At 66.7% G+C, this 21,052-nt stretch carries 19 protein-coding genes; 13 read left to right on the top strand and 6 right to left on the bottom strand.

Translation table 11 applies throughout. The features are described 5' to 3' along the window. Window positions 1-27: 27 nt before the first annotated feature. Together ASF08_RS20465 and ASF08_RS20460 are read left to right on the top strand one after the other, a co-directional pair. Window positions 28-777, top strand: coding sequence for a MauE/DoxX family redox-associated membrane protein (locus tag ASF08_RS20465; protein WP_055958985.1), 750 nt, complete (start codon window positions 28-30; stop codon window positions 775-777). 5 nt (window positions 778-782) lie between these two features. Then, window positions 783-1,526, top strand: a complete 744-nt coding sequence (locus ASF08_RS20460; RefSeq protein WP_055958982.1) for a DUF4396 domain-containing protein — start codon at window positions 783-785, stop codon at window positions 1,524-1,526. Window positions 1,527-1,618: 92 nt separating this feature from the next. On the opposite strand, the gene ASF08_RS24325 is transcribed toward ASF08_RS20460, so the two are convergent. After that, window positions 1,619-1,885: a hypothetical protein gene (locus ASF08_RS24325; protein WP_055958979.1), complete on the bottom strand. Its 267-nt coding sequence runs from the start codon at window positions 1,883-1,885 to the stop codon at window positions 1,619-1,621. 232 nt (window positions 1,886-2,117) lie between these two features. Continuing rightward, window positions 2,118-4,301 (bottom strand): heavy metal translocating P-type ATPase, encoded by a 2,184-nt coding sequence (locus ASF08_RS20450; RefSeq protein WP_055958976.1) that lies wholly within the window; start codon window positions 4,299-4,301, stop codon window positions 2,118-2,120. A gap of 99 nt (window positions 4,302-4,400) precedes the next feature. On the opposite strand from ASF08_RS20450, the gene ASF08_RS20445 reads away from it, so the two are divergent. Further along, the gene (locus tag ASF08_RS20445; RefSeq protein ID WP_055958972.1) at window positions 4,401-4,802 is read left to right on the top strand and encodes a MerR family transcriptional regulator; all 402 of its coding nucleotides are present in this window, start codon (window positions 4,401-4,403) and stop codon (window positions 4,800-4,802) included. 222 nt (window positions 4,803-5,024) lie between these two features. Here ASF08_RS20445 and ASF08_RS20440 read toward each other — a convergent pair whose 3' ends face one another. From ASF08_RS20440 to ASF08_RS20430, 3 genes are all read right to left on the bottom strand, one after another. Then, the gene (locus tag ASF08_RS20440) at window positions 5,025-8,270 is read right to left on the bottom strand and encodes an efflux RND transporter permease subunit (protein WP_055958969.1); all 3,246 of its coding nucleotides are present in this window, start codon (window positions 8,268-8,270) and stop codon (window positions 5,025-5,027) included. Window positions 8,271-8,281: 11 nt separating this feature from the next. Then, window positions 8,282-9,589 (bottom strand): efflux RND transporter periplasmic adaptor subunit, encoded by a 1,308-nt coding sequence (locus ASF08_RS20435; RefSeq protein WP_055958966.1) that lies wholly within the window; start codon window positions 9,587-9,589, stop codon window positions 8,282-8,284. A gap of 139 nt (window positions 9,590-9,728) precedes the next feature. Then, the gene (locus tag ASF08_RS20430) at window positions 9,729-10,127 is read right to left on the bottom strand and encodes a hypothetical protein (RefSeq protein ID WP_243214755.1); all 399 of its coding nucleotides are present in this window, start codon (window positions 10,125-10,127) and stop codon (window positions 9,729-9,731) included. 388 nt (window positions 10,128-10,515) lie between these two features. Here ASF08_RS20430 and ASF08_RS20425 point away from each other — a divergent pair, with 388 nt between their 5' ends. From ASF08_RS20425 to ASF08_RS20410, 5 genes are all read left to right on the top strand, one after another. Beyond that, window positions 10,516-10,833 carry a type II toxin-antitoxin system MqsR family toxin gene (locus tag ASF08_RS20425; protein WP_055958963.1) on the top strand — a complete coding sequence of 106 codons (318 nt, stop codon included), beginning with the start codon at window positions 10,516-10,518 and terminating at the stop codon, window positions 10,831-10,833. Continuing rightward, window positions 10,830-11,432: a type II TA system antitoxin MqsA family protein gene (locus tag ASF08_RS20420; protein ID WP_082473294.1), complete on the top strand. Its 603-nt coding sequence runs from the start codon at window positions 10,830-10,832 to the stop codon at window positions 11,430-11,432. Before ASF08_RS20425 ends, ASF08_RS20420 begins: the two co-directional genes overlap by 4 nt. Then, complete coding sequence (locus ASF08_RS20415) at window positions 11,429-12,094, top strand: hypothetical protein (protein ID WP_056149076.1); 666 nt, start codon at window positions 11,429-11,431, stop codon at window positions 12,092-12,094. The genes ASF08_RS20420 and ASF08_RS20415 overlap by 4 nt, the downstream gene beginning before the upstream one ends. Before the next feature lie 198 nt (window positions 12,095-12,292). After that, on the top strand, window positions 12,293-13,006 hold the full coding sequence (locus tag ASF08_RS25025; protein ID WP_156629666.1) for a hypothetical protein: 714 nt from the start codon (window positions 12,293-12,295) through the stop codon (window positions 13,004-13,006). Between the two features lie 260 nt (window positions 13,007-13,266). Further along, window positions 13,267-13,512 (top strand): SDR family oxidoreductase, encoded by a 246-nt coding sequence (locus tag ASF08_RS20410; protein WP_055958954.1) that lies wholly within the window; start codon window positions 13,267-13,269, stop codon window positions 13,510-13,512. A gap of 229 nt (window positions 13,513-13,741) precedes the next feature. Here the strand turns inward: ASF08_RS20410 and ASF08_RS20405 are convergent, their stop codons facing one another. After that, entirely contained in the window at window positions 13,742-16,348 is a 2,607-nt protein-coding gene (locus tag ASF08_RS20405) for an AAA family ATPase (protein WP_055958950.1), read from the bottom strand. A 338-nt stretch (window positions 16,349-16,686) separates the two neighbouring features. On the opposite strand from ASF08_RS20405, the gene ASF08_RS25020 reads away from it, so the two are divergent. The 5 genes from ASF08_RS25020 (at window position 16,687) to ASF08_RS20385 (ending at window position 20,912) form a co-directional block, all read left to right on the top strand. Continuing rightward, complete coding sequence (locus ASF08_RS25020; RefSeq protein ID WP_156375892.1) at window positions 16,687-16,842, top strand: hypothetical protein; 156 nt, start codon at window positions 16,687-16,689, stop codon at window positions 16,840-16,842. Between the two features lie 369 nt (window positions 16,843-17,211). Next, window positions 17,212-17,850, top strand: a complete 639-nt coding sequence (locus ASF08_RS20400; protein ID WP_055958948.1) for a 2,3-bisphosphoglycerate-dependent phosphoglycerate mutase — start codon at window positions 17,212-17,214, stop codon at window positions 17,848-17,850. A gap of 182 nt (window positions 17,851-18,032) precedes the next feature. Next, window positions 18,033-19,094 (top strand): YeiH family protein, encoded by a 1,062-nt coding sequence (locus ASF08_RS20395; protein ID WP_055958946.1) that lies wholly within the window; start codon window positions 18,033-18,035, stop codon window positions 19,092-19,094. Window positions 19,095-19,338: 244 nt separating this feature from the next. Further along, window positions 19,339-20,562: a molybdopterin-dependent oxidoreductase gene (locus ASF08_RS20390; RefSeq protein ID WP_055958942.1), complete on the top strand. Its 1,224-nt coding sequence runs from the start codon at window positions 19,339-19,341 to the stop codon at window positions 20,560-20,562. 11 nt (window positions 20,563-20,573) lie between these two features. After that, window positions 20,574-20,912, top strand: coding sequence for a c-type cytochrome (locus ASF08_RS20385; protein WP_055958939.1), 339 nt, complete (start codon window positions 20,574-20,576; stop codon window positions 20,910-20,912). The last annotated feature ends 140 nt before the right edge of the window (window positions 20,913-21,052 follow it).

Here is a 21,052-nt window from a genome sequence, read left to right as displayed (position 1 = left end):
GCGCCCCGACAACCCACGGAGTTTCCGATGCAAGCCACCGCGTCCCGCAAGGCCGTCCTGTACCGCATGATGATGCCGCAGCACACGTGCCCCTACGGCCTCAAGGCGAAGGACCTCCTCGAACGCCAGGGCTTCCAGGTGGAGGACCATTGGCTGACCACCCGCGAGGAGACCGACCGCTTCAAGGCCGAGCATGCGGTCAAGTCGACGCCCCAGACCTTCATCAACGGCGAGCGCGTCGGGGGTTTCGACGACCTCAGGCGGCATTTCGGCCAGGCCGCCAACGACCCGAACGCGACGACCTACACGCCGGTGGTGGCGGTGTTCTCGATGACCGCGCTGATGGCGCTCGCGGCGAGCTACGCCGTGTACGGCACGCCCCTGACGGTCCGGGCGGGCGAGTGGTACATCGCCTTCAGCATGTGCGTCCTCGCCCTCCTCAAGCTGCAGGACGTCGAGACCTTCTCGTCGATGTTCCTCGGCTACGACCTGCTGGCCAAGCGCTGGGTGCGCTACGCCTACGCCTACCCGTTCCTGGAGGGCATCGCCGGCGTCCTGATGGTGGCCGGCGCCCTTAACTGGCTGTCGATCCCCGTGGCCCTGTTCATCGGCACCATCGGCGCGGTCTCGGTGTTCAAGGCGGTCTACGTCGACAAGCGCGAGATCAAGTGCGCCTGCGTCGGCGGATCGAGCAAGGTGCCGCTCGGCTTCGTCTCGTTGACCGAGAATGTGATGATGGTCGCCATGGCCGTCTGGATGCTGGCGATGGGGCATTGAGCGGCATGGCCACGACGTTCCCCGCCTGGCTCCACGCGCTCTCGATCCTGGCCCTGCTGCTCGGGGCCGCCTGCTCGTTGCTGCTGTCGGTGCAGGTCATTCGGCATCCGCAGCACATGACCGTGATGAACGTGGTCTGGCCGGTCAGCGCCTTGTTCGGCACGGTGGTCGTGGTCTGGGCCTACTTTCGCTATGGCCGCCTCGCGACCATGGAGGCGCATCACCGCGCGATGGAGCGGGACGAGAAGCCGCCGAACATGACGCAAACGCCGTTCCCGGTGATGGTGGGCAAGGGCGCGCTCCACTGCGGGAGCGGCTGCATGCTGGGCGACGTCGCCGCCGAGTGGCTCGCCTTCCTGGCGCCGGTGGTGGCGGTCTGGTTCGGCTGGCAGTCGCTGTTCGAGGAGAAGATGTACGCGGTCTGGGCGCTGGACTTCGTCTTCGCCTTCGGGCTTGGGATCGTGTTCCAGTATTACGCCATCGTGCCGATGCGCGGGCTCTCCCCGGGCCGGGGCATCGTCGCCGCGCTCAAGGCCGACACCTTGTCGCTGATCGCCTGGCAGGTCGGCATGTACGGCTTCATGGCGCTCGCGCAGTTCGCCGTGTTCCCGCACCTTGCCGGTCAACGGGCGCCGGTGAACTCAGTTGAGTTCTGGTTCGCCATGCAGGTCGCCGTGGTCGCGGGATTCATGACCAGCTACCCGGTGAACTGGTGGCTCGTCGGCTCCAGCATCAAGGAGCGGATGTAAGCTCGCTTCCGCCAGGCCGCGCGACCTGCCTGCCTTGAGGTCCGTCGTTTTAATAGAGAAGGAATAAGGGGCCCCGAAGGGCCCCTGGACGATCACATGCGGTGGTGGCGATGACCATGACCGTGGCGCATCATGTGGCCGCGGTGGTGATGGTGGCGCATCATGTGGCCGTGCCCGTGACGATGGCCCATCATGCGGCCATGGCCGCGGTGGCCGTGCATCCCGTCCATGCGGACGTCGACGATGCTGGTCTGGGCCTCGACGGCGCCGACCATGCCCGGGGCTGCCGACGCGGGGGCGGCGATGCCGATGGCGCCGAGCGCGGCCAGGGCAGCGACGGCGAAAAGGGACTTCCTCATGGGGGCTTCCTCGTGGGTTGTTGGTGGCTCGGTCTCGCCCGAGCCGATCATGGGACCGGCACGGACGGTACGGGAGCGACGAGGAACGGCTCCGCTTCTGAGACGGTTCCGTGGGTGCGCAGTCTCCCGGTCGCCTTGGATAAGGAAAGCTTTTCCGGAAACTCGGCGTCGTGGTTTCCGGCCTCCGGTCACAACGATGGCACCGGCGCGTAGCCAGCACGAAACCGTCGTCTCAGGCCCGAAGCAGGCGAAGGGCGTTGGCCGTCACCAGGACGGTCGCCCCGGTATCCGCCAGAATGGCCGGCCATAGCCCGGTGATGCCGGCGAGTGTCGTCACCAGGAACACGCCCTTCAGCCCGAGGGAGATGGCCACGTTCTGATGGATGTTGCCGAGCGTCGCCCGGGAGAGCGCCACGAGCGCCGCCACGTCCGTCACCCGGTCGTTGAGGATGGCCGCATCGGCTGTCTCCAGCGCCGCATCGGTGCCGCCGCCCATCGCGATCCCGACGCTGGCGGAGGCGAGCGCGGGGGCATCGTTGATGCCGTCGCCGACCATCGCGACCGGCCCGACCTCCTTCAACGCGCCGATCTCGGCGAGCTTGTCGGCCGGCAGCAGGTCGGCCCGGACCGATAGTCCCAGGCCCTTGGCGATGGCCTCGCCGGTGCGCCGGTTGTCGCCGGTCAGCATCACGCATTCGACCCCGAGCCGGCGCAGGGCCGCGACGCCGGCGGCCGCATCCTGTCTGGGCTCGTCCCGGACCGCCACGACGCCGAGCGCCTCTCCGTCCCGAACCACGACGACGGCGGTCTTGCCCGCTTCCTCAAGGGCCCGCACCGTTGCTTCCGCTTCCGGCGAGAGGCTGGCCAGTGTCGCGGCGTGGCGCGGGGATGCCACCGCGACCGTGCGTCCCGCAACCGTGGCCTGGACGGCCTTGCCGGGAACCGCACGGGCATCGCGTACGGGGCGCAGGGGGATGGCGTCGGCCTCCGTACGTTCGAGGATCGCACGAGCGATGGGGTGGCTCGATCCGGCCTCCACCGTCGCCGCGAGCCCGAGCAGGGTGCGATCCGTCATGTCCGGGGCAAATCGGAGGACGTCGGTGACCCTTGGACGCCCTGCCGTGAGCGTCCCCGTCTTGTCGAACGCGACGGTACGCACCCGTCCGATGGTCTCCAGGGCGGCGCCGCCCTTCACCAGCAGTCCCCGCCGCGCTCCGGCGGCAAGACCCGAGGCGATGGCGGCCGGGGTCGAGAGCACGAGGGCGCAGGGGCAGGCGATGAGGAGCAACGCCAGTCCGCGATAGATCCAGGTGCCCCAGTCGGCGCCGAGCAGCAGCGGCGGGCCAAGCGTCGCCAGCGCGGCGACCGCGAAGGCGACCGGGGTGTAGACGGCGCTGAAGCGGTCGATGAACCGGGCGGTCGGCGACTTCGACGCCTGCGCCTCCTCCACCATGTGCAGGATGCGGGCGACGGTGTTGTCCGACGGCATCCGGGCGACCCTGACCTGCAGGGCCCCGTCCGCATTGACGCTGCCGGCATAGACGGCGTCCCCGACCTCCTTTGGCCGGGGCACCGATTCCCCCGTGATCGGGGACTCGTCGAGGCTCGACGTGCCGTCCGTGACCTCGCCGTCCGCAGGGACGCGGTCACCCGGGCGCACCAGCACGGTTTGGCCGATCACCAGGGAGGCGGCCGCCACCTCACGCACGGCGCCGTCCCCCTCGACCAGGCGCGCCGTCTTCGGCACCAGGCCCACGAGGGCCTTGATGCCGGCCCGGGACCGGCCGGCCGCAAAGCCTTCGAGCATCTCGCCAACGGTGAAGAGGAGGACCACCACCGCCGCTTCCTCGGCGGCATGGATGGCGAGCGCCCCGATGGTGGCGACCGACATCAGCATCTCGATGGAGAAGGGCGAGCCGTTGCGGGCGGCGGCGATGGCGCGGCGTCCGTAGAAGGCGAGACCCAGGAGCGCGCCGGGCCAGTAGGCGTATTCCCCGGCCAGCCCGGGCCGAACCGTCTGCAGGAGAAATCCGCTTGCGAACAGGACGGCGATGCCCAGCGCCAAAAGCCCCTTGCGGCTGCGCCAGGCGGGGGTCTCCGCCTCCTCCTCGACGATGGCCGGGGCCGCGATGCCCGTCGTCTGCGAGCGGGCGAGGTCGGCCGCGATCGGCAGGGACCCGACGCCATAGCCGAGCCCCGTGATCCGGTTCTCCAGGTCCGCCCTGGGCGTCGAGCCCTCGTCGAGCACGAGGTCGAGGACCTGGGCCGTGTAGTTCACGCGCACGTCGCGGACGCCGGGCAGGCGGGTTACCGCCGTTTCGATCTTGGTCGCGCAGCTCGGGCAATCCATGCCCTTCACGCGGTAGCGCAGCGCGGCGCCCGCGGGGACCGCTCCCGATGTTCCTAGCCCTGACATGGCAAGCTCCGTCGACCCGGGCCTCGCGCCGAAGGGTCTGAGGCCCTACATGCACCCTGTAGGAACTACAGGGTCAAGGCCATGGCGCACGCACCCCCCATGACCATCGGCGACCTGGCCGCGGCGACGAACACCCGCGTCGAGACGGTCCGGTGGTACGAGAAGGTGAAGCTCCTGCCGGCGCCGGAAAGGTCGGCGGGCAACTACCGTCTCTACGGTCCGGAGCACCTGCGCCGCCTGAGCTTCATCCGGCGGGGACGGGACCTCGGCTTCACGGTCGACCAGATCCGGGAGCTTCTCGCCATGGCCGACGACCGCGACCGGTCCTGCGCCGAGGTCGACACCATCGCCCGCGCCCACCTGGCGCAGGTCGAGCGCAAGCTGGCCGACCTGACCCGGTTGGCGCATGAGCTGCGTGACGTCATCGGTCAGTGCGGCTGCGGGTCCGTCGCCGACTGCCGCATCATTGAGGCTTTGTCTCCCCACGGGGATCCGTCCTGAGGATGGATCGGCCTCGTCGGCATCAGGTGGAAGTGCGTCCTCCCGCCGATGTTGCAGAGGCAGTACAGAAGGTAGACGCAGGCCGGGATGGCGATGAGGGCCAGGGCGAACGCCCGGCCGGCCGCGCGACGGACGTGGGGCCTGACGCGGCGTCGGCGACGTGAGCCGCCGCCGCCCCAGTCAGCGATGGTTCGGGCGACCTTCTTGCTCATGCCGACCCTCCTACTCGGCGGCGCGGAGATGCGGTTGGACCGGCATGGGCCGATCCTTCCTCTCGGGGGCGACCGCACCGGCGAACCTGGCATAGAGGGCCGGCAGGACGACGAGGGTCAGAAGGGTCGCCGAGATGAGGCCGCCGATGACTACCGTCGCCAGGGGGCGCTGGATCTCTGCCCCGGTCTCGGTCGCCAGCGCCATCGGTACGAACCCGAGAGATGCCACCAGCGCGGTCATCGCCACTGGACGGAGCCGGGTCATGGCGCCCTCCATGATGGCCTCGCGCCTTGGCCGTCCCTCGGCGATGAGCTGCTTGATGTAGGTCAGCATCACCAAGCCGTTGAGCACCGCCACCCCGGACAGGGCGATGAAGCCGACGGCCGCGGGCACCGAGAACGGCATGCCCCGCAGCCATAGGGCGGCGATGCCCCCGGTCAGCGCCAAAGGAACCGCGCTGAACACCAGGAGCGCGTCCCGGGCCGAGTTCAGGGCCGAGAACAGCAGCAGGAAGATCAGGAAGAAGCACACCGGGACGACCACCATCAGGCGCTGGCGGGCGGAAGCCAGGTTCTCGAATTGCCCGCCCCAGGTGACGTAGTAGCCGGCCGGAAGTGAGACCCCCGTGGCCACCTTGTCTTGCGCCTCGGCCACGAGCGAGCCGATGTCGCGGCCCCGGACGTTGGCGGTGACCACGACCCGGCGCCGGCCGTTCTCGCGCGAGATCTGGTTCGGGCCCTCCGTCACCGAGAAGCTCGCGACCTGCTTCAGGAGCACGGACGCGGCGCGCCCGTTCGGTCCGGGAGGCAACGGCACCGGGATGTTCTCCAGGGCCTCGCGGTCCTCGCGCACCTTGTCGTTGAGGCGCACGACGATGGGGAAGCGCCGGTCGCCCTCGAAGACGACGCCCGCCTCGCGGCCCCCGATGGCCGCCCCGATGACGTCCTGGATCGCGGACGTGCTCAGGCCCAGGCGGGCCGCCTCGGCCTTGTTGATCCCGATCTCCAGGAACGGCAGCCCAGCCGTCTGCTCGACCTTCACGTCGTCCGCGCCCTCGACCCCGCGCAGGATGCCGGCGATCTGGTTCGCGGCCGCGGTCATCGCGCCCAGATCATCGCCGAAGACCTTTACGGCGAGGTCGCCGCGGGTGCCGGCCAACAGCTCGTTGAAGCGAAGCTGGATGGGCTGGGAGAACTCGTAGACGTTGCCCGCGAGCGCCCCGAGGGCCTTCTCGATGCTCTCCTGCAACTCGGCCTTGGACAGGTCCGGGTCCGGCCATTCGGCTTGCGGCTTCAGGATGACGAAGGTGTCCGACGAGCTCGGCGGCATCGGGTCCGAGGCGACCTCGGCGGTGCCGGTCTTCGAGAAGACGTAGGCGACCTGGGGGAACCGGCCGATGGCCTGCTCGACCTTCAATTGCATCGCCTGCGATTGCGACAGGGACGTCGACGGGATGCGCTGGGCGTTCAACGCGATGCTCTTCTCGTCGAGCTGCGGGATGAACTCCTGCCCCAGACCCCTGAACAGGACGCCGGCTCCGACGAGCAGCACCAGGGCGACCGCGACGAAAAGCATGGGCACGCGCAGGGCGGCCCCGAGGACCGGGCGGTAGGCGGCCTTGATCGCCCGGACGAAGAAGTTGTCGGTCTCGGTGACCTTGCCGGTGATGACGATGGAGATCATCGCCGGGACGAAGGTGAGCGACAGGACGAAGGCCGCGACCAGGGCGATGATGACGGTAAGCGCCATCGGCTCGAACATCTTGCCCTCGACCCCGGTGAAGGTGAGGAGCGGCACGTAGACGAGGATGATGATGGCCTGCCCGTAGAGGGAGGGCTTGATCATCTCCTCGGCCGAGGCCCGCACGGTGGCGAGGCGCTCCTCCAAGTCGAGCTTTCGCCCGAGTTCCCCTTGGCGTTCGGCGAGGTGGCGAAGGGCGTTCTCGGTGATGATGACTGCCCCGTCGACGATAAGGCCGAAATCGAGGGCCCCGAGGCTCATCAGGTTGGCGCTGATGCGCCCCTGGACCATGCCCGTCATGGTCATCAGCATCGCCACCGGGATGACTAGGGCCGTGACGATGGCCGCGCGGATGTTGCCGAGCAGCAGGAACAGGATGACCACGACGAGGGCGGCGCCCTCGGCCAGGTTCTTGGCGACCGTTCGGATGGTGGCCTCGACCAGGACCGTGCGATTGAGGACCGTCTGGACCTCGACGCCGGGCGGGAGCGTGCGCCGGATGCCGGTCATGCGCGCGTCGACCGCGGCGGCGACGGTGCGGCTGTTCTCGCCGATGAGCATCAGGGCGGTGCCGATGACGACCTCCTGCCCGTCCTCGCTGCCCGACCCGGTGCGCAGATCGCGCCCGATCCGCACCTCGGCGACGTCGGAGATGCGGACCGGCACGCCGCCGCGTGTGGTCACGACGACCGACCCGATGTCCTCCATGCTCTCCAAGCGGCCGGCGGCGCGCACGACGTAGCCCTCGCCGTTGTCCTCCAGGTAGCGCGCGCCCTGGTTGGCGTTGTTGGCCTCCAGCGCCCTGCCGATGTCGGCGAAGGACAGGTCGAGGGCCGTCAGCCTCATCGGGTCGGGCTGGACGTGGTACTGCTTCTCGAAGCCGCCGATGCCGTCGACGCCGGCCACACCTGGGACGGTCCTCACCTGTGGGCGAATGATCCAGTCCTGGACCGTGCGCAGGTAGGCCGTGCGTTCGAGCTCCGTCGAGAGCCTGTGGCTCTCGGGTGTGAGGTAGCTGCCGTCCGGCTGCCAACCGGGTTTACCGGGCTTCGAGACCTTGCGCTCGGCAGGTTTCGCGTAGTGCACCGACCACATGTAGATCTCGCCCAGGCCCGTCGAGATCGGCCCCATGCGCGGCTCGACCCCGGACGGCATCGCCGCCTCGGCCTCCTGAAGGCGCTCGGCGACCTGCTGGCGGGCGAAATAGATGTTCGTCGCCTCGGAGAAGACGGCGGTGACCTGGGAGAACCCGTTCCGGGATAGCGAGCGGGTGTATTCCAGGCCCTTGATGCCTGCGAGCGCGGTCTCGACCTGGTACGTGATGATGCGCTCGATGTCGTTCGGCGAGAGCGAGGGCGCCGTGGTGTTGATCTGCACCTGGTTGTTGGTGATGTCCGGCACCGCGTCGATGGGAAGCTTCGTCAGTGAGAACACGCCGAACCCGGCCGCGAGCAGCGACAGGAGCACCACGAGCCAACGCTGGCGGACGGAGAAGTCGAGGATCTTCGAGATCATGGCGGCCGCCCTCAGTGGTCGTGGTCGGCTTCGGCCTTGCCGAGCTCGGCCTTCAGGACGAAGGAGTTGGCCACCGCGACCTCGTCGCCGGGCTCCAGGCCGGCGACGACCTCGTAGGCATCGTCGTCCGCCTTGCCGAGGGTCACCTCCCGCTTCGAGAAGCCCTCCTCGGTCCGCACGAACACCACCTTCTCGCCACCGATGGTCTGGATGGCGGACTTCGGCAGCCGCACAACGACCTTGTCCTGGGCGATCTCGATCTCGGTCGTGACGAAGGTGCCCGGGCGCCAGGACATGTCCTTGTTCGGCAGGGCGACGATGACCCGGGCCGAGCGCGTCTCCGGGTTGAGGATCGGGCTGACGAAGACGACCTTGCCCTCGGGGCGGGGAGCGTCCTCGCTCCCGACGATAGTCACCCTGGCGCCCTCGCGGACCTTGGACAGCTCGGTGGTGGGGACGGGGAGCTCGATCCAGAGGGAGGAGAGGTCGGCCACGGTATAGACGTCGGCCGGGTCCCCCTCGCTGCCGACCTTCGTTCCGACGTCGACCTTGCGCTCCACGATCCGCCCTGCGAGGGGGGACCTGAGCTCGAAGCGGCGAAGCGACGACAAGTTCGGAGTGGTTTCGTCCTTCTTGGCCGCGGCGGCGACCTCGGTCGCGTTCAGCCCGAGGGCCGATAGCTTCTGGCGGGAGAGATCGACCCGCAGGCCCGCCTCGGAGTAGGCGGCCTTCGCGTTGAGGAAGGCCGATTCCGCCGAGATCCTCTTGTCCCAGAGGGCCTGCTGCCGGTCGAAGTTGGTCTTTTCCAGATCCGCCTTGACCGTCGCGGTGAGGAAGTCGCTCTTGGCATCCGCGACCTCGCGGCTGTCCAGGACGGCGACGATCTCGCCCTTGGCGACGTCTTCGCCGAGACGCTTGCGCATCTCCGCCACTGTCCCGGCGACCCGCGCAGGCACCCGGGCGATCCGGTCGGCGTCCTGGGTGATGGTGCCGGGCACCAGGAGATGGCGCGAGAGGATGCCGCCCTCGACATGCGCCAGCTTGATGTCCTGCTCGGCGGCCTGCTCGGCCGTCATCTTGATCTTGCCCTCGCTTGCCTCGTCGTGGCCGTGCGCCTCGCCCTCGGCGTGTTTGTGGTCGCCGTCGACCTTGGTGGCCTGCGCCCCGGTCACGGCCGCGTTGGTCGCCGGAGTCTTGGCCGCGGTGGAGGACAGGCCGGCGGCGGCCAGCGCGCCCCGCACGGTCTCGGACACGCGGGGGACGGCACCGCCGATGGCGACGCCTATGGCCAGGAGGGCCACGGATATGATTGCACGCATGGAAGGGAGGCCGTTCGCATAGGACCGCGGTCACCGCCTGGGGCTGGGTCGACGGTCCGGATCAAGTCAAGCTCGCTCAAGGAGCCGGCATCCGCTGGGATGTCCGGTCTGCATCCGCCACAGCCGTGGCGGTGCCGCCTCAGGCGCGAGGGGGCCTTGGAAGGCGACCGGCGGAGATCGAGGCTACGGTGACGTCGGCCGTGGCATAGGACGGGCGTCCGGCGGTGGCGATCGGAATCCCGGGTGACGCCTCGATGCAAATGGCCAGATGGCAGCCGCAGGTCGCATGGCAGGCCGGGCACCCGTCGGGCTGGTCCGGCGCACCCTTATGCGAGGACGTGGCGAACGCGGGCGCGTGATCAGGAAGGCGATGGGCGTCGGCGGAGGAAATCGCACAGGGCGCCATGAGCGCCAGGAGGAGGACGAACGACAGCAGGCGGACGGCGGTCGCCCACCAGCCGCGCGACGCCTCGTAGGCCCTGATCGGGAATCCCGCGCTCATGACTGCCTTATGGACGATCCGGAGGCGCTCGTACATGCCGGACGGGCGTCCCAGGACGCCTATCCGAATGCCGACATGCTCGGGGGTGCGTCCGCGGAGACGTCGCCCCCCTCTGCGACTTGGGTCGCCGTAGCGTCGCGATTCCCGCCCGCCCGAGCAGGTCGGCGAGGAGCGGGACCGGGCATCGGACATGCTGCGCACCTAGTTTTGGAACCGGTCCTGGCGATCGTCCGACAAGCCAAAGATGGAGCTGGGTTAGGCACGGGCGGCCCCTTCCACGAAGGGACGGAACCGCGCACCGGCCCATGCGTAAAACGCTCCAGGCCACGCTTACCGAGGATCAACCAAGGGAGCCGGGCCGCCAGCCTCAGCAGAATGCCGCGGTTGAAGTTCGGGTAGCATGGTGCTACCTCTTGGAGGCTGGATGGCGCCGCACAATCCCCTGGCAAAGGTCCGCGCGCTCGCCGCCGACGAGGAGGCCTGTTCGTTCTTTTCTCCCGTCCTCGAAGAGCTCAGGACCCGTAAGCTCGACACTGACGACCTGCGGGCGATCATCCAGACGGAATTGGGCGAGGCGCACTTCAGCAAGTCCGAGCCGACGCGAAGACACCACCCGACCACCGTGTCGGACTACTACTCGATCTGGGTCGACGACTGCGCCGACTGGATGTTCCTGAAGCTGCTGGTCACCGGCGCTGACGTCCTGGTCGTCACCTCATTCAAGAAGGATATCGATCGATGACGATGGAGGCCTGCCAAGCCTGCGAGGCGATCGCGGTCTGCGAGCGCGTCGAGCCCTTCGTGGTCGAACGGTCGGGGAAGAGCCTCGCCATCCAGGACCGTCGCATGGTCTGCGCCGAATGCGGGAACGTCAGCTATCAGGGCTCTCAGATCTCTGAGCACGAGCTCGCCGTCGCCAACGCCGTGCGAGAGATGGACGGGCTCCTGTCCGCCGCCGAGCTCAACGCCATCCGCCTCAAGTACAAGCTCCGCCAGGCCGACATGGAACAGATCCTCTCCACCGGCCCGAAGACCTGGACCCGCTGGGAGCGCGGCAAGGTTCCTCAGAGCAAGGTCGCCGACCGCTACATCCGCGCCCTAGCCCGGGACCCCTACCTCGCCCGCCGCGAGATGCTTGCGGCCGGGGTCGTAAACCCGGAGGCCGAGGGCGTCTTCGCCCAGATCGAGCTTGACGATCGCAAGCGCGCCCACGCCGTCATGCGCGACGCCCTCGGGCGGCGCACCGAGATCGACCACGAGCGCTTCGCCGCCCTCGCTGCCGACGCGGCCTTCGACGCCTTCCACGGTAACCACGCGAACCCGGAAGCCGTCGCCGCATGAGCGAGAAGCCTCCCATGGGCGTGCTCCACCACCTTCCGCCGAGGAAACCCCTCGCGGATATGGAGGATTTCCGGCGCGACGTGGGAGAGACCATCGCGGCACAGTTCCGGGAGCAGAACGAGATCCTCCGCGCCGAGCGCGGTGAGCATCTAGCGCGTGTCCGGGAACAGGATGAGCGCCTCCAGCGGCAAGGCGAGCTCATTGAGCGGCTCACCCGCGGCGTCGAGCTCCTCGTCACCGAGATGCACGGCGTCCGGACCGGCAAGGCGGAGGAGGCCTTCGCCCGCGTCGGCGGCGAGGGCGCCGCCCCGGACCTGCCCACCGTCTCCGCGGAGTCCGCAGTGGTCTACATCTGTACCGCGGGCAGTATCGGCCGGAAGCTCGACTTCCGCGCCAGCGAGATCGGTACCCTGCTCGGCGCCAAGGGCCTGCGCTGGGCGGGCAACGGCGCCTACCAGGAACTCGGACGCGAGGTCGGCCCGAACCATACCAAGTTCTGGCACCGCGACGTCCCCGCCCGGCTCCGGCGCGTCCTGGACGAGAACAACCCAGCCCGCCACGGCATCACCGATCGCAGTGTCCTCGCGATCTTCCGCAAGTGGAGCGCCCGCCGGACCGGCGGCCCAGACCTCCTCGACAGCATCGAGGCGCTCAAGGCCTGAGCCCGGGCATCAGTTTCGGTGTGCCGCGGCGATTTGCTGTAACCTTGGTAACGGGGTTTTGATGAAAGCGCATCTAAGAAGCTATAAGCGTTGTCACGCGATCTATATCATCGGATTGTATTGTACTTGTATATATCAATCACGAACTAATTATCACGCATTCTCTACGTGAACCTCTCAACGAGAGATAATAATGGCATGATAGGTATCGGAGGCACGGAATTCTACAAAATATTTCACGAGGAAATAGAAAAACCTCGAATATTTGCTGATATAAATCAGCTTGCGCCGTCCGACATCGAACTCAGAATTCGCGCAATCTTCACTGCGCATAATTTTGATTTGGATGCTGTCGGCTTCGTACAAGCCTGTATGTATCAGCGAGAACAGAAGCTACCTTTCATAAAAATTGGACCCAAGCGACTTACTGAAGATGTTGACCTACTCGTTAAGGCCGTCGCATTCGGAATAGTTGACTGTCAAGAAATATCAACTGATCTCAGATTTAGTCTGTCAAGACCAGAGTCAAATCTATATGTAAACGGATTTCCTGCATGTTGCTTGAGAGATATAAATCGGATGCACGATGATGATCAAGATATGGATCACTTAGAATTCACGCGATTACATGGGGCTGCCGTGCTTGATCAAATCCAGCCTGTCATTCGTGATTTAAAAACATATTGGGGGAAAGAACCTCTCAATAAAAGCGTTCTGAAAAAGAGTTTGTTCTTACCAATAAAAGATCAAACAATTTCAGATATTCTCGAAACTGTCCCCGGTGAAATCATGCGAAGTTCACTCAGAGGACAAATTGAAAGGGCAGCATATGTAAGACATGAAAGATTGAGACTGCTTAGGAGCCCCCGATTACCTTCGATAGACGATGAAAAGGCGATTTTTGATATTTGAAAAATTGCCTTTTACACTGATCAGTGCAAACTACAAACGGCCGGAAGTGAACAGAAGCCGGGGCTGGCTCAATAGCCGGGAAGTCAGCCGACGACGCTGGTTCCCATCGCGTCGGGAGCCTTCAGGTCACACGACTGCATCCCGTGGGGCGATCACGTTAATTGCGCGGCCTCGAAGGGCGGCACGACGACGCTGATGTGCACCCTCGCCCAGGAATTCGCCCCGCGCGGGGTGCGCGTGAACGCCATCGACCCGGCGCCGTGAGGACCGGCATTAACGCGGGCGAGATGCAGGGTAAAAATCTCCGCAGTGCGGTGTCGCAGATCCCGTATGGTCGCATCGGACGGGTCGAGGACATCGCCGCGGCCATCGCGCTCCTGGCCTGCGACCTGTCCGACTACATCGTCGGCGACACCCTTCTCGTCGATGGTGGGATGACCACTCCTGGCACGATGCCTATCGGCGGTAGGCCGGGGCCCGCACCTCCAAATCCGATTGATAGGTGAAAACCGTTAAGGCGCATCAGGGCTCGTCGCAGCCTGCGATGTTCCGGTCGGCATCCCGCTCGAAGGTCGAGGTGGTCAGCGCGTCGGGGATCCGCTCGGCGATCATTAGAAAGGGGCCTTGCATGGTGTTGGGGGCGAGCAGGGCCAGGCTGCCGCGGCGGAGGGCGCCGTCGCTCTCAACCAGGTGGCCGCGGCACCTACTGCGGCAGGCGACGATGACAGAAGGCCGTCAAACGCCCTTTTGCTGCTCACGAAGCTGGTCCACCCAGGCCCTCAGGTCCCCGACGGCCTTGAGCAGTTCGTCTGGGCGCAGGGGAGCAGCGTTCCGCCCGGGAGATGGATCGTGGGCTTCCGTCTGATCGCAGCACCGTTTGAAGCCGGCGGCGAAATCCTCGACGTTGGCAACGGTCAGGCTCGCCACCTTTCTCAGGTCCTTGGTGCTGATGTAGTCGCGGTGCCTTTGGATGACACAGTTGAAGGCCACCTCCTCAAGGGCCCGTTCCCACGTACTTCGTAACCTGCTGAAGAAGTGGGAGGCCGCAGCCCCGTACTCATCATCCCGATTGTCGTCGTAGAGGACCTTGGCCGCCCGCGCGTCCTTCTCAAGAGCGTCGAGGCGCTCCCGGACCTTAGCCCCGATCCAGGGCAGTCCCTGGTTCACGACGCCCGCGCCGACAGAGGTGTGGGTGAGCGAGATCAGGGAGACCGGGATCCTGCCGTCGATTGACAGCGCATGCAGGTCGTTCAGGAAGACGAGGTCATGCGTGAAGACGATAATCTGCCGGACGCCCCCTTCCTCGACCAGCCGCTCGGCGACCTTGCGCCGCCACCGATGGTCCAGCGAGGAGACCGGATCGTCGAAGACCAGCGTCGATCCATGAGCCGCGGTAGCGAGCTCGGTCAGGAAGGCGGCCAGGGCCACGCAGGTCTGCTCGCCCTCGCTCAGGATCTCGCCGACCTTCGCCCTCTCGTTGGCGAACAGCCGGACCTGGTACTGCGGGGAGCCGTACCTGCCGCCCGAACGGACGATGTCGACCCTCACCCTGTGGGCGGCCAGCTTCTGGATCTCTTCCTGAAAGCGATCGCGGACCTTCGGCGTGATGACCTTGTCGGCGATCGTGTTGCCGAGCGTCGTGATGGCATTCGTCGCCATCTCGGACAGGCAGTCCTTCAAACCCGCCAGCTCGCTCAGCCGTGCCACCTCGATCCTCGCCTTCGGCAGCAGTGCCTCCAAGAGTGCGCGGTCACGCAACTCGTCCCGTTCCGCAACCAGCCGTACCCGACCGGCGGGATCGACCGCCGTCAGAAGCTCCTTGGCATAGGCCTGCGTATCATCCGCAAGAGTCGTTAGCGTGCCGATGATGCCGGCCGCAACCACGGGCATTGGACCCGCGCCGCGGTCGGCGAGTGCCCGCGTGCAGATCCATCGCCGAAGCCGGACGGTCGCCAGCCCGCGCAGGATCGCGGCGGCGACATCCGGATGGGTCACCGACAGCTGGCGGCGCAGCGGAAACCCGGACATCCGCAGCGACAGACCCGACAGCTTCCCCAGGGCCTCCTCGTAGGCCACCTCGGCCTTCCGCGCCTCGCGCTCGCTGTCGGCCTTCACGAACTCCTCAAAGGTCAGCTTCAGATCCCCGGTCCCTTCGGAGATCGGCTGGTGGCAGAGCACGCAGACCGCTTCCGCGTCCGTCCGCGGGAAGTCGTGCCCCTCGTAGGCGACATGCTCCGAGTAATGCCGCGCCGCGTCCCATAGGGCTCGCCAGGTCGCCTCCCCGACCCCCTTCAGGGCGCTTCCGCCGAAGGCGCGTTCGGCCGCGAGCGAGGCGGCGGAGCGTTTGGAGCGGGCGGTCCCGGCGAGCGCCGCAAGCTGCGTGAGCTCCGCATCCGACACCGCCCCGAAGACCCTATCAAGCTCCTCGGAGAGGCGGCGTACGGCCCGGGCCAGCTCGCGCTGCTCCCCCGAGGCCCGGACCGGGTCGCGGGCCAGGTCCTCCTCAAGCCGGCGAAGCCTTGCGCGCTCCTCCGCTGACAGGTTCGACAGCTTCTCCAGGGGTCCGAGGTCGGTACCCGGAGCGAGCGCGCCGAGAAGCCGCCCGACCCGGGTCCCAGACCCGAACGCGGGTTCCGTGAACGCCGAATCCCGCGCCTGCTCAAGCGCCCCCTGTTCCGCCGTCAGCGCCGTGCGGATCGCTTGGCAGACGCCGGCGAGCTCATCGGGGATGTCGAGCCCGAACGGACGGAACGCGACCTCGTTCCTCTCGCGCACATGGACCATTCCGCATTCGCGGTCGAAGACGCTGACGCTGGAAAGGAGGGCGTGGGGAGAGCCCGCGTCGGTCCAGGCCAGCGGCGCGATCGGATCGCCCGATACGACGCATCCGATCGTGGCGGATCCCGCATCGGCACCGCCGCCGAAGGCGTTCGGCAGGATCTCGCCGGGGGAACGCGCGCGGCACGCCCGCTTCAGGATGCGGGCGTACCCGGATTTCCCCACCCCGTTGTCGCCGTAGACGATCGTGATCCCATCGGGTTGAAACTGGAGTTCCTGGCCGGGAGCCAGCCGATTGACACCCATGACGTCCCTGATCGAGGTTAGCGCCACCTTCTCGCTAGTGGTGGCCATGGACGGAACATGCTCGACGCCAAAGGGCGACGGGGTCACCTCGATCCCTGGGAAGCCGCATCCCCTCTTACAGAGTAGCGCAAGCTCGCGGTGATCGTCGGCGTCGAGGGTGCGCTTTGCCACGATGCGACGCAGAGCGTCCCGCTGCCAGTCAGGCTTATTCCTCGACCATTGTAGGATGATCTCGAAGACCGAACCCGTCGCCGCCATCGAGACCCATTCCCCCGCATGGGTTCGAGCTTAGCAGCAGGCCACGGATCTGTAAGGGGCGCCGACGTCGTCGCGGGCTCCGCCCCGTTAGTCCTCGGGTCGCCGCCTATAGGCCTTGTCCACTTTGTTGAAGAAGTTCACGTGGCTCAAGCGCATGTCCATCTTCCTGCGCGGCGTTAGAGCGTCAAAGGGCTTCTTTTAGAGCGTCACGCTACCCACACTTCGTCGATCAGGTCGCCCGCGCCCAAGCCGCCCAGGTCATCTCAGCCACCCGCCGCCTCCTCGGCATCCGCAACGACCGCATCATCAAGAGCTACGACGCGTCCCGGGGCGCGGCGATGGCCGACCGGACCCGCGACGACGCGGCCCAGCAACTCGCCGTCGCTCATGCCGGCACGATGGACGCCTTCTGCGAGCGGGTGAAGAAGGTCGTTCCCTCGGCCAAGCCGTGCCGCCTCAGCTACCGCGAGGGGATAAAGGATTCCCACGGCTAGACCGAGTTGAGGGCCGGGCACCTAGTACTGCTGTGTCACAAAATTTTCTATGTTCCTGATATTGCTCACTCTTTCTCGGCGCGGCAGCGAGAGAAAAACGCAGGTTCTGCAGTCTGTTATGGGCTTCGTGACACAGTCGTACTAGTGGTCGGAACCTGACGCTTGGTACTCATCCGTGAACGTCCGAGAAGGGTGGCAAGCAGCTTGGCTGCTTTCAGTCGCAAGACGTTCTAAAGCGGACCAAGGATGAATCACCGTCTCCGGACGGTCGGTCCAACTCATCTCAGGGTCGAATTTTGTTAAAGCCGGATGCCGACTTCATCAGAGGCGATGCCACCGGCGCGAAAGTGCTCTGCCTCGGGAGACAGCGTGATTCACGATTGCAAAGCCCCGGTCACGCGACGTCTCGTGCTGGTCCGGCATGGCCAGAGCGTAGCCAACCGATCCGGCCTGTTCACGGGATTGCTGGACTCGCCCTTGACCGAGCAGGGCCGGATGGAAGCCGAGGCAGCCGGCCGGCGTTTGGCCGAGCGCCGCTGGCGCTTTTCTGTTGCCTTCACCTCGACGCTGACGCGGGCCGTCGTGAGCGGCCGGCTTATCCTCGATGCGCTCGGGCAACCCGGATTAATCCCCCAACGCTTCGCCGCGCTCGACGAGCGAGACTACGGCGACCTCAGCGGGCTCGACAAGACCACCGCCGATGCGCGCTGGGGGGCGGTGCGGATTGAGACCTGGCGCCGCTCCTACGCTGATGCGCCGCCGAATGGTGAGAGCCTGCGCGACACTGTCGCGCGCATCGTGCCCTGCTACCTCCGATCCATCCTACCGGCGGTCATGGGCGGGGACGTGCTGGTCGTCGCCCACGGTAATTGCCTGCGGGCGCTTGTGATGGCGCTCGAAGACCTCAACCCGGCGGAGGTCGAGCACCTCGAACTCGCGACGGGCTCCGTCAGGATCTATGAGTTTGCCGCGGACACGACGATCAAGGCACGCTGGATTGACGGGTGAATGCGCTTGTCGGCCCCCCAGAATGGATCTCCGCAAGCCGCGAAGGGGCCCCTTTTCATCTATTCCGTTGATGGGAAACATCTGATCATTCCGTTGGAGTGAATGAAAGGGACATGGGATTCTCTGGCATCACATCGGAGCCATCCATGTCCATGCCCAGACTTTTCTCCCACCCTCGATCGATGGGCGCCTTGGCCGGCACGAAAGCCATCCTTCCGGGACTGGGCCTCTGCGTGGCGGTCACCGCCGCAGCGGTCGGCTTCGAGGCCGTCGAGGCGCATCTGTTCGGTCGCGCCTGGCTCGAAGCCCTGGTGCTGGCGATCCTGCTCGGCAGCGCGATCCGCACGGCCTGGACCCCGTCGCAACGTTTCTTTCCCGGCATCGCCTTCGGGGCCAAGACCGTACTGGAGATCGCGGTTGTTCTTCTCGGGGCCTCGCTCAGCCTCGCGACGATCTTGGCGGCCGGTCCGGGTCTGCTCTTCGGCATCGCGGGCGTCGTCACGGTGGCGATCCTGTCGAGTTACGGCATCGGTCGGGCGCTCGGGCTGCACCCGCGCATGGCGATCCTCGTCGCCTGCGGTAACTCGATCTGCGGCAACTCGGCCATCGCCGCCACGGCGCCGGTGATTGGTGCCGACGGCGAGGACGTCGCCGCCTCCATCGCCTTCACCGCGGTTCTAGGCGTGCTGGTGGTGCTCGGGCTGCCGCTACTGGTGCCCCTGCTCGGTCTCTCGCCGATGCAGTACGGGGTGCTCGCCGGCCTCACCGTCTACGCTGTTCCGCAGGTTCTCGCCGCCACCGCGCCGGTCGCGGCACTCAGCGTCCAGGTCGGAACCCTGGTGAAGCTCGTCCGGGTGCTGATGCTCGGCCCGGTCGTCCTGGTGCTCTCGCTCGGCGCGAGCCGGCTGGGCGAGAAGACCGACGAGGCCGCCCCCGGCGTCACAGCCGGCGACCGCCCGGCCCGCGCCAGCCTCGCGATCCACCGCCTGGTGCCGTGGTTCATCCTCGCATTCCTCGCGCTCGCGGGACTTCGCTCGGCCGGGCTGATCCCGCAGGTCGCGCTCGCGCCGATGTCGGAGACCGCCAACGTGCTGACCGTGGTCTCGATGGCGGCGCTCGGCCTCGGGGTCGACGTGCGCAGCGTCGCCAAGGCCGGGGCGCGGGTGACGCTGGCGGTAGTCGCCTCGCTCCTCGCGCTCGGCGCCGTCAGCCTCGGCCTGATCCACGTGCTGGGCCTTGTCTGATCCGGGTGTGGATCCGGCTCCACCACCGATCCAGGTTTTCATCCGGCGCGATGCCCCGAAGAAATCCGGATTAAGCGGGAGATTGAAAATTCTCGAATCATCGCACCGGGAGATCGTTCGCATCGCGAAAGACCGTTGGAGGGAATAAATCGCTTTCCGTAGCATCTCCCTTGTCGCGAGGAATCGCCACGAGGCCCGATGCGCTCGAACGCATCGACGCCGACATTCTTCAAGGGGAGAGACCATGCACGGATTGGACAGACCGACGAACCGCCGCCTCGTCCTGGGTGGACTCGGGCTCGGCAGCCTCGGCGCCGCGTTGCCGGCCTGGGCCGCGGGCTCGGTGAAGCTGCCGCTGCCCGGCGGCCCGGACGAGCGGGCGCTGACCACCGCCTTTCCGGGCAAGGGCGAGATGATCCTCCAGCGCACCCATCCGCCGCTGCTGGAGACGCCGTTCTCGGTGTTCGACGCGGGCGTGTTCACCCCCAACGACCGCTTCTACGTGCGCTGGCACTGGGCCTCGATCCCGACCGAGGTCGATGCCGGCACCTTCCGGCTCAAGGTCCACGGCCATGTGGAGAAGGAACTCTCGCTCTCCCTCGATGCCATCGCCGGCCTGCCGCGCTTCGAGATCGCCGCGGTCAACCAGTGCTCGGGCAATTCACGCGGGCTGTTCGAGCCGCGGGTGCCCGGCGCGCAATGGGCCAACGGCTCAATGGGCAACGCCCGCTGGACCGGGGTGCGCCTCAAGGACGTGCTCGAAAAGGCCGGGGTGAAGGCCGGTGCCGTGCAGGTGCGCTTCAACGGCCTCGACGAGCCCGTGGTCGACGACGCGCCGGACTTCAAGAAGTCCCTCGATCTCGACCACGCCAACAATGGTGAGGTGATGATCGCCTACGCGATGAACGGCGAGCAGCTCCCGCTGCTCAACGGTTTCCCGCTCCGGCTCGTGGTGCCGGGCTGGTACTCAACCTACTGGGTCAAGATGCTGTCCGACATCGAGGTGCTGGACAAGCCCGACGAACAATATTGGATGAAGACCGCCTACCGTATTCCCGACGTGCCGGGTGCTAACATCAAGCCCGGGCAGACAGGGTTCAAGACAGTGCCGATTAACAGGATGGTGCCGCGCTCGTTCGTCACCAACCTGACCGACGGCGCCAAGGTGGCGGCCGGAACGCCGGTGGCCATCCGCGGCATCGCGTTCGGCGGCGATTGTGGGGTGAAGGCGGTCGAGTTCTCCGGCGACGGCGGGGCGACGTGGTTCCCGGCGCAACTCGGTGCCGACGAGGGCCCCTACAGCTTCCGCCGCTTCGACGGCAGCCTGCCGGCGCTGGCCGCCGGGACCCACACGGTCAGGGTCCGCTGCACCAATACCAAGGGCGTCGCGCAAGGCATGGACCGAGTCTGGAACGCCAACGGCTTCATGCAGAACGGCATCGAGACCGTGTCCTTCCAGGCCGCTTGAGGAGAACAGCCATGAACACAATTCGCCCTGCGGCCCTCATCGCCGCGCTCATCCTGTCTCCCCTGGTGGCGCTCGCGGCGCCTGCTCCCGAGCCGATGCGCTTCAGTTCGCAATCGATCGAATTTCCGACGTCCGACCGGATCTTTCCGGACGGGCCGGGAGCCGAGGCGGTCAATAACAATTGCCTCGCCTGCCACTCGGCCGGGATGGTGCTGACCCAGCCCAAGCTCACGAAGGCGCAGTGGACCGAGACCGTGAACAAGATGGTCCACGTCTACAAAGCGCCGGTCGATCAGGCCGATGTGCAGACCATCGTCGATTACCTCACGGCGTTGAAGCCCACGCCCTGAACCCTCGAATCCCGAGGCCGCCGTGCTTTTTTCGCCGGCCTCGGGGAATAGACCGCCCTCGCTGGCATCTCCCTAAGGCGATGCACGGCCTGACCGGTCCCGCACGACGCAATCCGATTTCGAACTCGCCCGCACGGCCG

It is taken from the genome of Methylobacterium sp. Leaf85 (assembly GCF_001422125.1).
Classification (GTDB): Bacteria; Pseudomonadota; Alphaproteobacteria; order Rhizobiales; family Beijerinckiaceae; genus Methylobacterium; species Methylobacterium bullatum.
The sequence above is the reverse complement of the archived record's forward strand: the minus strand, read 5'-3'. Positions and strand labels throughout refer to the sequence as shown.